This is a genomic window from Corallococcus sp. 4LFB, from assembly GCF_046520365.1.
GTDB classification, from domain to species: Bacteria; Myxococcota; Myxococcia; order Myxococcales; family Myxococcaceae; genus Corallococcus; species Corallococcus caeni.
Map to the genome: position 1 here is coordinate 1 of NZ_JBKGHJ010000002.1, position 12,779 is coordinate 12,779.

General features: G+C 71.0%; 12 protein-coding genes. 6 read left to right on the top strand and 6 right to left on the bottom strand.

Annotated elements, in window-relative coordinates; genetic code table 11:
• The first annotated feature begins 243 nt into the window (after positions 1-243).
• Entirely contained in the window at positions 244-774 is a 531-nt protein-coding gene (locus ACLEQD_RS00270; RefSeq protein ID WP_410380804.1) for a hypothetical protein, read from the top strand.
• A gap of 95 nt (positions 775-869) precedes the next feature.
• On the top strand, positions 870-1,871 hold the full coding sequence (gene dusA, locus ACLEQD_RS00275; RefSeq protein ID WP_410380805.1) for a tRNA dihydrouridine(20/20a) synthase DusA: 1,002 nt from the start codon (positions 870-872) through the stop codon (positions 1,869-1,871).
• A 13-nt stretch (positions 1,872-1,884) separates the two neighbouring features.
• Here the strand turns inward: dusA and ACLEQD_RS00280 are convergent, their stop codons facing one another.
• Positions 1,885-2,952: a ribonuclease T2 family protein gene (locus ACLEQD_RS00280; protein WP_410380807.1), complete on the bottom strand. Its 1,068-nt coding sequence runs from the start codon at positions 2,950-2,952 to the stop codon at positions 1,885-1,887.
• 174 nt (positions 2,953-3,126) lie between these two features.
• Between ACLEQD_RS00280 and ACLEQD_RS00285 the strand changes: the two genes are divergently transcribed.
• Positions 3,127-3,528, top strand: a complete 402-nt coding sequence (locus tag ACLEQD_RS00285) for a cupin domain-containing protein (protein WP_410380809.1) — start codon at positions 3,127-3,129, stop codon at positions 3,526-3,528.
• Positions 3,529-3,548: 20 nt separating this feature from the next.
• On the opposite strand, the gene ACLEQD_RS00290 is transcribed toward ACLEQD_RS00285, so the two are convergent.
• Both ACLEQD_RS00290 and ACLEQD_RS00295 read right to left on the bottom strand, forming a co-directional pair.
• Entirely contained in the window at positions 3,549-5,336 is a 1,788-nt protein-coding gene (locus ACLEQD_RS00290) for an FAD-dependent oxidoreductase (RefSeq protein ID WP_410380810.1), read from the bottom strand.
• A gap of 352 nt (positions 5,337-5,688) precedes the next feature.
• Positions 5,689-6,576: a CPBP family intramembrane glutamic endopeptidase gene (locus ACLEQD_RS00295; RefSeq protein WP_410380812.1), complete on the bottom strand. Its 888-nt coding sequence runs from the start codon at positions 6,574-6,576 to the stop codon at positions 5,689-5,691.
• Between the two features lie 102 nt (positions 6,577-6,678).
• Between ACLEQD_RS00295 and ACLEQD_RS00300 the strand changes: the two genes are divergently transcribed.
• Positions 6,679-7,050 (top strand): type II toxin-antitoxin system PemK/MazF family toxin, encoded by a 372-nt coding sequence (locus ACLEQD_RS00300; RefSeq protein WP_410380814.1) that lies wholly within the window; start codon positions 6,679-6,681, stop codon positions 7,048-7,050.
• A gap of 26 nt (positions 7,051-7,076) precedes the next feature.
• Here the strand turns inward: ACLEQD_RS00300 and ACLEQD_RS00305 are convergent, their stop codons facing one another.
• From ACLEQD_RS00305 to ACLEQD_RS00315, 3 genes are all read right to left on the bottom strand, one after another.
• Positions 7,077-8,333: a GMC oxidoreductase gene (locus ACLEQD_RS00305; RefSeq protein ID WP_410380816.1), complete on the bottom strand. Its 1,257-nt coding sequence runs from the start codon at positions 8,331-8,333 to the stop codon at positions 7,077-7,079.
• Positions 8,309-8,803, bottom strand: a complete 495-nt coding sequence (locus ACLEQD_RS00310; protein WP_410380818.1) for a hypothetical protein — start codon at positions 8,801-8,803, stop codon at positions 8,309-8,311. Before ACLEQD_RS00310 ends, ACLEQD_RS00305 begins: the two co-directional genes overlap by 25 nt.
• Positions 8,804-9,018: 215 nt before the next feature.
• Positions 9,019-9,900 carry an aldo/keto reductase family oxidoreductase gene (locus ACLEQD_RS00315; protein ID WP_410380820.1) on the bottom strand — a complete coding sequence of 294 codons (882 nt, stop codon included), beginning with the start codon at positions 9,898-9,900 and terminating at the stop codon, positions 9,019-9,021.
• Positions 9,901-9,995: 95 nt separating this feature from the next.
• On the opposite strand from ACLEQD_RS00315, the gene ACLEQD_RS00320 reads away from it, so the two are divergent.
• Together ACLEQD_RS00320 and ACLEQD_RS00325 are read left to right on the top strand one after the other, a co-directional pair.
• Positions 9,996-10,934, top strand: coding sequence for a LysR family transcriptional regulator (locus ACLEQD_RS00320; protein ID WP_410380822.1), 939 nt, complete (start codon positions 9,996-9,998; stop codon positions 10,932-10,934).
• The gene (locus ACLEQD_RS00325) at positions 10,931-12,727 is read left to right on the top strand and encodes a DUF885 domain-containing protein (protein WP_410380824.1); all 1,797 of its coding nucleotides are present in this window, start codon (positions 10,931-10,933) and stop codon (positions 12,725-12,727) included. Before ACLEQD_RS00320 ends, ACLEQD_RS00325 begins: the two co-directional genes overlap by 4 nt.
• Positions 12,728-12,779 lie beyond the last annotated feature (52 nt).

Consider the following 12,779-nt stretch of genomic DNA (forward strand, 5'->3'; position numbering starts at 1 on the left):
CAGGCCACGCTGGAGCTGCTGGTGCGCGACGGCGCGGGCGCGAAGGTGTCGCGCGCCGTGGTGTCCGCCCAGCTGGACACCCTCCAGGACGCCCTCGAGCGCGGCATGCTCCCCGAGGCCGTGGAGGCGCTCGCCGGGTCCGCGCCGGGCGGCCCCTGAAAAGCGTTGGCCGGGAAGCAACTCCAGGGCGCTGACGCCGGATAATTCCGGTGCAGGTGTTCCCCCTCTGGAGTCGTGTCCCCCATGAACTGCGCCCGCTCGGCCCCGGCGGTCATCGTCTACTTCCCCGCGCGTTCGGAGGCGGCCCCCTCGCGGGTGCACCGCCGCGTGGCCCGGCTCGAGCGGCAGGGTGGGGGGCTGCCGTTCGCCGCCACGCGTCAGCGCGGGCTGTGGACGTTCCAGACGTCGGCGGGGCCGGAGCGGTGGCTGCCGGGCCGGGTGCGGGGGCAGGCGCGGATGCAGGCGTTCCTGGTGGAGGTGCTGGGCTTCGGCGCGTTCATCCAGACGTATGACGTGACGGCGGACACGCGCAGCGACTCGCTGCCCGGGCACCCGGACTTCGCGAAGAACTTCGACCTGTTCCTGCACCACTACGCGGGCGCGCTGCTCAAGCAGGCCGCGCCGGAGGTGGCCTTCGCCCGCGCGCTGGGGCAGGTGGTGATGCTCAACGGCCAGCAGTGGGCCGGGCTGGGCTTCACGCTGACGGACGCCGGCCAGCGGCTGGTGGACGCGTGGCTCGCGGAGCAGGGCGTGGTGCTCGGCGCTCCGGCCTGAGCGCAGGGCCCGCGTGGCCCGGTCGCCCGCCTGCTTCCGGAGGGGGCCTCGGGAGACCCTGGGCGGACGGCGGGAGTCCGGATATGGGTAGGGCGATGACTGCCCTGGCCTACCCCATGCCGCTGTGTGTCGCGCCGATGATGGACTGGACGGACCGGCACTGCCGGTACTTCTTCCGGCTCATCTCCCGCCACACGCTGCTCTACACGGAGATGGTGACCACGGGCGCGGTGCTCCATGGCAAGCGCGACCGCCTGCTGGGCTTCACGCCCGCGGAGCACCCGGTGGCCCTCCAGCTGGGCGGCTCGGAGCCCGCGGACCTGGCCGCCTCCGCGCGCATCGGCGAGGAGTGGGGCTACGACGAGATCAACCTCAACGTGGGCTGCCCCAGCGACCGCGTGCAGTCCGGCCGCTTCGGCGCGTGCCTGATGGCGGAGCCGGACCTGGTGGCGCGCGGCGTCGCCGCCATGCGCGAAGCGGTGCGCATCCCCGTGACGGTGAAGTCGCGCATCGCCATCGACGACCTGGAGGAGTGGCCCACGCTGGAGGACTTCGTGCGGCGCGTCTCCGCCGCGGGCTGCACGCGCTTCATCGTGCACGCGCGCAAGGCGTGGCTGCAGGGGCTGTCCCCCAAGGAGAACCGGGACGTGCCGCCCCTGCGCTACGAGCTGGTGCACCGGCTCAAGGCCGAGTACCCGCACCTGGACATCACCCTCAACGGCGGCATCAAGACGCTGGACGCGGCGGCGGAGCACCTGGGCCGCGTGGACGGCGTGATGATGGGCCGCGCGCCCTACGAGTCCCCGTACCTCCTGGCGGACGCGGACCGGCGCTTCTTCGGGAGCACGCAGGCGCCCCTCACGCGGCACGAGGTGGTGGACGCGATGCTGCCGTACATCGAGACGCAGCTGAGCCAGGGGGCGCCGCTGGGCGCCATCACCCGGCACATGCTGGGCCTCTTCCAGGGCCTGCCCGGCGCGCGCGCCTGGCGCCGGCACCTGAGCGAGAACGCCCACAAGGAGGGCGCGGATCCGGAGGTCGTGCGCGTGGCCGCCGCGAAGGTGCCGCGCGACGCCGACCTCCAGGCCGTGGCCTGAGACCGGGCCGGCCCTAGCGCTTGGGCACGGTGGTGCAGCACCCGGAGCGCGCGCAGCGGACCCAGCCCTGGCCCTGGCAGAGCTGATCATTCGTGCACGCGGGGCCCTGGCCCGGCTGTCCACAGGTGGAGGACGGTCCGCCTCCGCCCCCGCCGCCGTCGAAGGGCTTCGCGGCTTGAATCTTCACGGTGGGGCAGCGGGGCTGCGAGCCATTGCCCACGCAGCTGTTGGTGGCGCCGCGGGTCACGTTCTTCGGACACGTCATGCGCGCCGCGGGGCGCCGCTGCTCATCCACCGAGAAGCAGACGCCCACTTCGGTGAGGTTGCAGTTCGGGTCGCAGCTGAAGGCGACGCTGTCACCCTGGCCGAACGACGCGCGCAGGTCCTCCAGCGCCACGCCGCCACCGACGTTGTCCGTGAGCGCGGCCGGCGTCCCCTGGTCGCCCGGCAAGGACAGCAGCGCGTCGATGTTGCTCTGGAAGTAGGACCGGGCATCCATCCCCGTGCAGCTGCCGTGCTTGGGCCACTCGTGGTTCGCGAGGAAGAAGTTGTCCGTGATGAAGCCCGGGCCGTAGGTGCTCATGGCGGGCGGAATCGTGGCGGGGTCGGGGAAGCACCGTGAAGGCGCGTTGGCGCCCTGGCATTCGCAGAGCCCGCCGCAGTACGCCGGGTAGGTGCAGTGCTGCTCCTGCGCCTCCGCGTCGGTGAACTGGGGCCACAGCCCGTGGAGCGTGAGGTGCGTCGCGCCGAAGGTGCCCTCCAGGTGCTCGCACTCCTCCTTGTCCGGATGGGTCCGGCAGAAGGTGGGCGCCCACGTCAGCGCGAGCAGGTACGCGCCGAAGCGGGGCGTGGCGCACGCGCCGCCCTCCTTCGCGGTGGCGTCCGCGCTGAAGCAGTTGCAGGCGGTGGCCTGGGGCCGTCCGAACTCGAACTCGATGGCGTCCGGCTTCGCCAGGTGCAGCGGCCGGGCGGTGGCGGTGGGCGGCGTGGGCGGCGGCGCGGGAGGCGGCTCGGCGTGCGTGCGACACCCCTGCGCGATGACCAGACATGCCCACAGGGCAAGGCGCGACGGAAGGCGCATGGCTCAACTCCCTTGGGACACGGGTCGGCTGCTGCGGCACGAAGGTACGGAGGTGGGAGCGGGCGCCAAACCCCGTGCTCCGGTCCACCGCCGTGTCCGGGCCCGAACCCTTTCCTCCAGCGCGCGCGGCCCCCAGCTTTCCCCTTGGGACCCATTCACTGGAGGGATTGCACCATGGCACGCGCCATCATCAAGAAGGCCAACGAGGCGGACGAGCGCCGGCCTTTCGCCGCGCACGGAGAGGCCACCGTCCTGAACCTGGGAGCGCTCACCGTCGGCCGGGGCTACTTCGAACCCGGCTGGCAATGGTCGAACGACGTGAAGCCCCTCGCGGGCACGGAGAGCTGCGAGGTGGCGCACACCCTCAGCGTGCTGTCCGGCCGGATGCACATCCAGATGCGCGACGGCCAGGAGCTGGACCTGGAGCCGGGTGACGTCGCCTTCATCCCGTCAGGGCATGACGCCTGGGTCGTGGGCGATGAGCCCTGCCGCGTCGTCGACTTCACCGGCGCGGAGGAGTACGCCCAGGCCCAGGCCGGCACGCAGGAGGAACCCGCGCAGCCGTCCCTTCAATAGCCCGCGCGCCGGCACGGCGCTCAGCGGATGCCCAGCCGCGCCAGCAGCGTGTCCACCATGTCGCTGACGCGGAATTGGTCCAGCCAGTCGTCGACGTCGGTGAGGCCCGTGACGGCCGCGAACCGGCGCAGCACGTCCGAGGCCTGGAGCGCGGTGCGCAGGCCCATCAGCTCGAACAGGTGCGGCCGTCCGCGCTGGTACAGCGCCGCGTCCAGGCGCTTCCACGGCTCCAGCCACGCCGGCTCCTCCAGCGGCCAGATGTCCGCGCGGCGGGCCTGGGAGTGCGTCCGGTCGAGGATGGCATTGGCGGCGCGGCGGCCCGCCTCGCACGCGCCCTCCATGGAGGCCAGGTCCGTGTGCGTGCGGACGTAGTCCCCCGCGAGGCAGAGATTGGGAATGGCGCTCGCGGCCTCCGGGCGCACCTCCCAGGAGCGCGGCGGGTGGACCAGCAGGCCGGACGTGTTGCGCGGCGGCAGCCCGCTGGCGTAGTCCAGGTCCGCGTCCAGGTGGAAGGAGTGCAACAGCTCGTCGGTCAGCACCTGCTCCTCCGCGCCCCGGCCGTTGAGCGCCGCCTTGAGCTGTCCCCAGACCTCCGTCTTGATCTCCTCCGGCGTGCAATCCTTCGCGCGCTTCGGGACGAACGTGCCGGGCGTGTTCCAATCCGAGATGTCAATGGACAGCAGCCCGCCCACCTGCCCATCCCCGAACTGGCGCCGGAACAGCCCCAGCTCCCGCCAGAACTGCGGCTGCGAGATGGACGTCAGCGCCCACGGCGAGTCCGGATAGAAGGTGTGGCCCCGGACCAGCGGCACGTCCTCGTAGAGGAAGAACTGGAGCCCCACCATCCACGACACCAGCGGCTCCACGGCCGCCGCGCGCAGCCGCGCCAGGGCCGGGTCCAACGCGGCCAGCTCCGGCGTGATGAGCGCATGCGCCGCCTCCAGGGGCACCGCGAGCACGTAGTGGTCCGCGGCGCGGAACTCGCCGTTGGCGAAGCGGACACCGGAGATGCGCCCGCTCGCGACGTCGAACCCGGTGCAGCGCACGCCCGCGTGGAGCTGCACGCCCAGGGCGCGCAGCCGCGCGACCCACGGGTCGAGCCACATCTGGCTGGTGGGGCCGCCCATCGTCCGGTCGTTGTTCACCCCGCTCTGCGCGAAGTCGAGGATGAGCTGCATGGAGATGGTGCCAATGGTCCGCGCGGAGCCCCGCTTCGGATCCATGGCGACCATCGTGCGGGGGACGGCCCGCAGCAGCCGCTGGAGCTTCGGCGAGTAGAAATCCCCCTGGCAGTAGTCCCACCAGGAGAGCTGTTCATACTGCCCGAACCGGCGAGCGTCACTGGATGAGAGGAATTGGAGGATCTTGAGGCTGTGCAGGCTGCTGTCGGCCGTGTCGATATCCAGCTTCTGGAAGAACAGCTCCAGCGCCTCCAGGACGTCGTAGGGCTTGTCCAGCTTGCGGCGGGAGAAGCGATACCACGTGTCCTCGTCCACCAGCGCGACGGCGCTCTCCGTGGTGGCCCGGAGGTGCTGGTCGACGGTGGGGGTGGCCACGCCAGCCACCGCGGGCGTGCGCTGCATCTGGTCGATGACGTGGCGATAGAAGCGCGGGTAGAAGCGGAAGCCGTGCTCGCCTGGCAGGTCGCGCCGCCCCTGCGTCCCGGTGCCGGGCACCGGCTGCGAGCGGGCCTTGCCACCCCAGGTCGTCCGCACGTCGTGGACGTGGACCTCGAAGCCGCGCTCCGCCAGCTCGTGCGCGGCCGTCAGACCCGCGACACCCCCTCCCACCACGATGACGCTGGGCATGCAGCACCTCCGGTTGTTCGACGTGCGCTGGAGGCAGCGTCGCGCACGGACGCGCGGGTCCGCATCACCCCGGAGCGCGAGTGCGATGTCCTGTACCAACAAATGGGACGCACTGTGTCGGGTGTGGACTCGCTGGGGGCGGTGCACCAGGCGCACCTCGTGCGGCTGCGCGAGGGCCTCGTCGCGGGCGCTCCCACGGAGGCGCCGCCCCTCCTCACCGGCCTGCCGCGCATGCCGGAGTCCCGGAGGACGGCGCGAAGCGGCGCGCTCCGTGAGCGCCAACGGGTACACGCCGCGCCCGGGACCGCCGCTGCCGTCGCGCGAGTAGCCTTTCGCGACGCGCTCCGTTCGCCTATGCGTTGCTGGCCAGGGAAGGGCCCTCCGGCTGAAGGTGGCCGTCCCGCGCGGCTGAACCCTTCCAGCGCGTCAGGCCCATGATGGCCAGCGCCAGGACGACGGCGCTGAAGATGGACGCCTCCAGGCCATAGGCGCCGCCCGAGACCCACTCCGGGCGGCCGTGGAAGACAGGCGTCCACCAGCCGTGGGATTCATTGCCGCTCACGCCGAAGCCCATCACGCCCAGCAACCAGTTCCAGCCCATGTGCACGCCCACCGGCAACGCCAGGTGCCGCGTGCGCAGGTAGCACAGGCCCAGCATCCAGCCCGCGAGGAAGGTGGTGAGCATCGCCACGATGCGCGTGGGGACGTCCATCTGGGTGTTGAAGGGGTGGGCGAGGCAGAAGACGAGGGAGAGGACGACCTGCGCCCAGAAGGTGCCCAGGCCCCGGATGACGCGCTGGAAGAGGTAGCCGTGGAACAGCGTCTCCTCGAAGAGGGCCACGCCCAGCATCAGCCAGGCCGCCTTCACGACCGCGGCCACCTGGGGATTTCCGGCGCGCTCCAGGTGGTAGCCCCCGGCCGCCCAGCCGCAGACGGCCACGAGCCCCACCAGGACCATGCCACCCAGGACGCCCGCGCCGAGGTCGCGCCCCGCGCGCCGGTCCAACGACGTGCCGAGCGACGTCAGGGGCTGGCGCTCGAGATACAGGAAGTCGAGGCTCACGAGCAGCACCGCCAGGAAGGCGACGAAGGGCGGCTGCACGACCTGCTTCACCGCGAGGGGCAGCAGCGACTGGAGCCACATCATGAGGCCCATCAGCACGGCGGTCACCACGAGGAAGCCCAGGGCCTTCCAGCCGTTGCGCAGGTGCCCTTCGCCATCCCGGAACACGGACCGCATGGTGATTCTCCTCGCAGGCTCGGATGCGTCCCCTGCCTACAACCAACGCGCGAGCCTGGGAAGGATTGCCCCCGGTCGACACCGCGTGGGACAACCCGCCGCATGAGCACGGGCCCGAAGACGATTCGCCGAGGCGACCTGTTCTGGTGCGAGCCGGACGAGGCGCGCGGCTCCGTCCCGGCCATCGCCCACCCCTACGTCGTCCTCCAGGAAGACGTCTTCAACCGCTCCCGCGTCCACACCGTCATCGTCTGCGCGCTGACCTCCAATCTGAAGAAGGCGGGCGAGCCCGGCAACGTGCTGCTCGACGAGGGGGAGGGCGACCTCGCGAAGCGGAGCGTCGTGGTCGTGTCCCAGGTGTCCTCGGTGGAGAAGGCCCGGCTCGGCGAGCGCATCGGGGCGCTCTCCGACGCGCGGGTCGAGCAGATCCTCGCGGGGCTGCGCTTCCAGCAGGCGTCCTTCTTCCGGGAGTAGCGGGCTGGCGTCAGGCGCCTCACGGCTCAGCCGCGGAGCCGGTCCGCCAGGTCCTGCGCCAGGCCGCACATGGTCAGCGTGGGGTTCCACGAGCCGGAGGTCGGGAAGAGCGCCCCGCCCGTCACGTAGACGTTGCGCACGCCGTGCGGGCGGTAATCCAGGCCGACCACGGAGGTCGCCGGGTCCGTCCCAATCCACAGCGGCGAGGCCTCGTGCACGATGATGTTCAGGCGGATGCTCTGCTTGCCCGGCCGCTCCGACTGCCAGACGCCTCCGTTGCCGCTCGCGTCGTCGACCCAATACTCAACCTCCGGCGCCGAGCCCGAGCACCCCGCGCGCCCCGCCAGCACGTCGATGGTCTGATACGTCGCCTCGTCGAGCACGTCCCACAGGTGGTGGTCCTGCACCCCGGGCTGGAGCTGCAGGGTGATGTTGGTGGTGGGGTCGGTGCCGCCGTTCATGCGGATCCAGTTCTCGGGGTTCTTCTCGCTCACCTCGCCCAGGGTCGCGCAGACGAACACGACGTAATCCTCGGAGCCCTTCAGCTGCGCCATCGACGCGACCGCCGCCGCGTCCGGCGCCTCGTGGGCGATGGTGCTCTCGTCGGCCTCCGGGTTCGCGGCGGCGAAGGCGCTGGCCTGCACGTGGTACTGCAAGCCATTGGGCGCCTTGCCGTCCAGGTAGGTGGCGCCAATCTCCAGCGAGGACAGGTCCTTGAACGCGGAGCGCTTCACGCGCGCCGTGATGTGAGACATGAAGTGCCCGGTGTAGCGCTTGCCAATGTTCGGCAGGGCCTCCTTGAAGGAGTTCATCAGCAGCGTCGCGGGCGGAATGGTGCCCATCGCCAGGACGACCTTCGCCGAGCTCACCGCCAGCGGGCCGCGGCTGGTTTCCAGGGCCGTCACCGTCCCATGGCCGTCATGCACCAGGCGGTCGACGACGCAGTGGTCCACGATGGTCAGGGGCTGTCCCTTGCCCTGGGCCGCCAGCGCCTTCTGGGATTGCTGCAGGTCCAGCAGCGTGCCGACGGTGGAGTACTTGTAGAACTTGACCCCCTTCCACGGAGTGTGGCCCACGGCGATGGGCGCCGGGAACGCGTTCCCCGCCGAGGGCACGGCGTGCTTGAAGTTCTCGCGGAGGTTCACGTCGAGCTGGCGCTGGAGGTTGCCGTAGACGCCATCGTGGATCCTGTCCATCGACGTGACGTGCAGGAAGGCCCGGGCGCGGTCCCAGAAGCCCGGCTGGAGCGTGACGTCGATCAGCTCCCGCGGCCAGTCACGCATGAGGTCCGGGCCGGCGCCGGGCACCACGCGCTCCAGTAGGTGGATCGGCCGCCCAGCACGGGGATGTAGCCGGCCTGGAAGAACTCCAGCTCCGACGTCGCCATCCGCGTCGTGCGCGTCCATGGATAGGTGGTGGGCGGCGAGCCGGTCGCGGCCTGGAAGGCGAGCGGCAGCATCTGGTAGTGCGTGGGCAGCCAGAAGCCGCCCCGCTCCAGCACCAGGATGCGCGCATTCGGGTTGTGCTTCAGCGTCTGCTCGATGAAGGCCACACCGGTGGGCCCGGTGCCAATCACGATGAAGTCATACGCGGAGGACTGGATGTCGCTCCACTCGTTCGGCGTGGCGAAGAACGCCTGTCCGGCGATCTGATCCGCGCTGGCCTCCTGCGGCCCGGGAACGGGATAGCCCAGGGAGATGCCCTTCGGGACGTTGCGGGAGCCGGCGAAGAACTTCTTGTAGTTGGCGGACATGGGACCTCTTCACGCAGGACAGGTGGACGTGAGGTCCTCTGGTTTTGCAGAACGCATGCCGCATTCCGAACACCTGCCAGGTCGGGGCGGCCTCGGAGCGCGGGGCCTGGCGGGCGGACCGGGGCGCGCGTCGCGGCAGGAAGCGCTGGCGTCTTCCCCGGACGCAGAGGCACGGGCGGTAGGAAGACGTGTGCCCGTGCCTGCAACGTGAAGCCTCAGGGGTGCGCGGTGGCGCGGCCCATGGCCTCCAGCTCCCGGAGGGCGTCATCCGGCAGCTTGAGGTCCCCCGCGGCCAGGTTCTCCCGCAGGTGCGCGACGGAGGACGTGCCGGGAATCAGCAGGATGTTGGGCGCGCGTTGCAGCAGCCACGCGAGCGCGACCTGCATGGGCGTCGCGCCCAGGCGCTCGGCGACGGCGGACAGGTTGGAGGATTGCAGCGGGGTGAAGCCACCCAGCGGGAAGAACGGCACGTAGGGGATGCCGTCGCGGGCCAGCGCGTCGATGAGCGCGTCATCGCTCCGGTGCGCCAGGTTGTACTGGTTCTGCACGCAGACCACGCGGACCATCCGGCGTCCCTCCGCGACCTGCGTGGGGGTGACGTTGCTGAGCCCGATGTGCCGCACCAGGCCCTGCCGCTGGAGCTCCGCGAGGACGGTCAGCGGCGCTTCGATGGAGCCCTCCGCGGGGCCGTGCGTGTCGAACATGATCCGCAGGTTGACCACGTCCAGCACGTCGAGCCCCAGGTTGCGCAGGTTGTCGTGCACGGCCTGCTTCAGCGCCTCCGGCGAGAAGGCCGGGAGCCAGGACCCGTCCTCGCCGCGCCGGGCGCCAATCTTGGTGACGATGACGAGGTCCTTGGGGTAGGGCGCGAGCGCCTCGCGGATCAGCCGGTTGGTGACGTGCGGGCCGTAGAAGTCGCTGGTGTCGATGTGGTCGACCCCGCGAGCCACGGCCTCGCGCAGCACGGCCAGCGCGGCGGCGGGGTCCCTGGGCGGACCGAAGACGCCGGGGCCGGCGAGCTGCATCGCGCCATAGCCGAGCCGCTTCACGGGACGGTCACCGAGGGGGAAGGTGTTGGACGGGTCGAAACCGGGCATGCTCCATCTCCTTTTTGGGATGAGGCAGGGATATCCGTTGTGGGCTCTCGCGATAACAGGGCACGGCCCGTACAGGTCGTGCGGAGCGGCGGACAGTGAAGGTCGACCTGGGTGACTTGAATGCCTTCGTGGTGGTGGCGCGGGCCCGCAGCTTCCGGGATGGCGCGCGCCTCAGTGGCCGGGGGGCGTCCTCGCTCAGTGATGCGGTCCGCCGTCTGGAGGAGCAACTGGGAGTCAGGCTGCTCAACCGGACGACGCGCAGCGTGGTCCCCACCGAGGCCGGGGAGGGATTGCTGGCACGCCTGGGCCCGGCGTTGAGCGAAATGGAGGCCGCGCTCGACGTGGTGAACGGCTTTCGCGGCAAGCCGGCGGGAACCCTTCGGCTCAACGTGCCGGTCAGCGCATCGCGGCTGGTCCTCCCCGCCATCCTCCCGCCGTTCCTCGCCGCCTATCCCGACATCCGCGTGGAGGTCATCTCCGAGGACAGCTTCGTCGACGTGATCGAAGCGGGATGTGACGCCGGCATCCGTTACGACGAACGGCTGGAGCAGGACATGATCGCGGTGCCCATCGGGCCGCGCGTCCAGCGCTTCGCCACCGCCGCCGCTCCGGCGTATCTGGCGCGTCATGGCCGGCCGGAGCATCCCCGGGAGCTGCTCCAGCATGCCTGCCTGCGCGGCCGCTTCTCGAGCGGAGCCATGACGCCCTGGGAGTTCGAGCGCGACGGCGAGGTGGTGCGGGTCGACCCGACGGGGCCGTTGATCGTGGGCCTGGGTGGGGGCGCGGATCTCGCCGTCGACGTGGCGCTCGCGGGGACCGGCATCGTGAGCCTCTTCGAGGATTGGCTGCGGCCGTATCTGGAGAGCGGCGCGCTGGAGCCCGTCCTCGAACCCTGGTGGCTGCGCTTCTCCGGACCGTTCCTCTATTACCCTGGTAGGCGTCTGGTGCCCGCGCCGCTGCGGGCGTTCATCGACTTCATCAAGCAGGCCCCGGACGGGGCCAACCCCGAGTCTCCCTCCCCCAAGGCCCCATGAACGCACTGCGAACCCCCAGCGTCCTCGCCGCGTTGCTGCTGCTGTCCCCTGGCTGCACCTCGTCACGCCCACTGGTCCATGCGGAGTCGCACGCCGCACGGGCCGCCGCCCCTACGGCGTCCCCCGCCCAGGCAGCGCTGCGCGGCTTCGTGGACGCGTACTTCGAGGAGCACTTCCGCCGCTCGCCGATGTCCGCCACGTCCGCGGGTGTCCACACGTATGACGGCGAGCTGCGCGGCTTCCGGCCCGAGGAGCGGGCGTCGCACCTGGCGTTCCTGAAGGACCGGCTCGCGGCGCTGCCCGGGGCGGTGGACCGGGCCGCGCTGCCTCCCCAGGACAAGGCCGACTACGACATCCTGATGAACCACTTCCGGGCGCGCATCCTGGACCTGGAGACGGTGCGCCCGTGGGAGCGCAACCCCAACGCCTACCTGGGCTTCGCGTCCAACGCCGTGTACCAGCTCATCAACCGGGACTTCGCGCCGCTGGAGGAGCGGATGCGCTCGGCGGTGAAGCGCATGGCCCTGGTGCCGGAGGTGTTCGCGGCGGCGCCGGCGAACCTCCAGAACCCGCCGAAGCTGTGGACGGAGATCGCCCTGGAGCAGGTGAAGGGCACGCGCTCGCTCTACGCGCAGACGCTGCCGCAGGCCTTCGCGCCCGTGCAGGACGCCGCGCTCCAGGCGGCCTTCAAGAAGGAGCAGGCGCGCTGCCTGGAGGCCATCGACGGGTACATCCGCTTCCTGAAGGACGACCTGCTGCCCCGCTCGAACGGGGACTTCGCCATCGGTGAGGAGACGTACCGCCAGAAGCTCCAGTACGAGGAGGGCGTCACCGACAGCATCGACTCGCTGCTGGCCTGGGGACGCGCGGAGATGAAGCGCACGCAGGACCAGTTCCGCGAGGTGGCGGGACGGATTGCGCCGGGCAAGGCGCCCATGGACGTCTACCGCGAGCTGGGCAAGGACCACCCGGCCGGGGCGGAGCTGGTGTCCACCACGACGGCGACGCTGGAAGACATCCGCCAGTTCCTCATCGACCACCGCATCATCACGGTGCCCAGCGAGGTGCGCGCGAAGGTGGCGGAGACGCCGGTGTTCAGCCGCGCGCTGTCCTTCGCGAGCATGAGCACGCCCGGCCCGTTCGAGACGAAGGCGACGGAGGCGTACTACTACGTGACGCCGCCGGACCCGGCGTGGAGCGCGGAGCAGTCCGAGCAGCACATGAGCTTCTACAACCGCTACGCGCTGCCCCTCGTCTCCATCCACGAGGCGTACCCGGGCCACTACGTGCAGTTCCTGTGGACCAACCGCATCCAGTCGAAGGTGCGCCGGCTGCTGGGCTCCGGCTCCTTCAGTGAAGGCTGGGGCCTCTATACGGAGCAGATGATGCTGGACGAGGGCTACGGCGGCGCGGGCCCCCAGGCGGACCGGCTGCGGCTGAACCAGCTGGCGCTCTACCTCCAGCGGCTGGCGCGCTACGTGGCGGGGCTGTCCCTGCACACGCGTGGCATGACGTACGACCAGGCCGTGAGCCTCTTCGAGAAGGAGGCCTACATGACGCGCATCAACGCGGAGCGCGAGGCGCGCCGTGGCACGTCGGATCCGACGTACCTGGTGTACGCGCTGGGCAAGAAGATGCTGATGGAGCTGCGCGAGGACGCGAAGGTGAAGTGGGGCAAGGACTTCAGCCTCCAGCGCTTCCACGACGCGGTCGTCTCCCACGGCTACCCGCCCGTGCCCATCGTCCGCCAGCTGCTGCTCGGCGAGGACGCGGCGCCCTCCGCGTCCCGCTGAGCGGCTGGCCCGGATGACATGGACAGCCGGGGGGGCCCGTCAGCGGCGCTCC

What these genes read in the sequence shown, in the direction of transcription:
- ACLEQD_RS00270 (WP_410380804.1), top strand. Translation starts at nt 244, where the DNA reads ATGAACTGCGCCCGCTCGGCCCCGGCGGTCATCGTCTACTTCCCCGCG.
- dusA (WP_410380805.1), top strand. Translation starts at nt 870, where the DNA reads ATGACTGCCCTGGCCTACCCCATGCCGCTGTGTGTCGCGCCGATGATG.
- ACLEQD_RS00280 (WP_410380807.1), bottom strand. Translation starts at nt 2,952, where the DNA reads ATGCGCCTTCCGTCGCGCCTTGCCCTGTGGGCATGTCTGGTCATCGCG.
- ACLEQD_RS00285 (WP_410380809.1), top strand. Translation starts at nt 3,127, where the DNA reads ATGGCACGCGCCATCATCAAGAAGGCCAACGAGGCGGACGAGCGCCGG.
- ACLEQD_RS00290 (WP_410380810.1), bottom strand. Translation starts at nt 5,336, where the DNA reads ATGCCCAGCGTCATCGTGGTGGGAGGGGGTGTCGCGGGTCTGACGGCC.
- ACLEQD_RS00295 (WP_410380812.1), bottom strand. Translation starts at nt 6,576, where the DNA reads ATGCGGTCCGTGTTCCGGGATGGCGAAGGGCACCTGCGCAACGGCTGG.
- ACLEQD_RS00300 (WP_410380814.1), top strand. Translation starts at nt 6,679, where the DNA reads ATGAGCACGGGCCCGAAGACGATTCGCCGAGGCGACCTGTTCTGGTGC.
- ACLEQD_RS00305 (WP_410380816.1), bottom strand. Translation starts at nt 8,333, where the DNA reads ATGCGTGACTGGCCGCGGGAGCTGATCGACGTCACGCTCCAGCCGGGC.
- ACLEQD_RS00310 (WP_410380818.1), bottom strand. Translation starts at nt 8,803, where the DNA reads ATGTCCGCCAACTACAAGAAGTTCTTCGCCGGCTCCCGCAACGTCCCG.
- ACLEQD_RS00315 (WP_410380820.1), bottom strand. Translation starts at nt 9,900, where the DNA reads ATGCCCGGTTTCGACCCGTCCAACACCTTCCCCCTCGGTGACCGTCCC.
- ACLEQD_RS00325 (WP_410380824.1), top strand. Translation starts at nt 10,931, where the DNA reads ATGAACGCACTGCGAACCCCCAGCGTCCTCGCCGCGTTGCTGCTGCTG.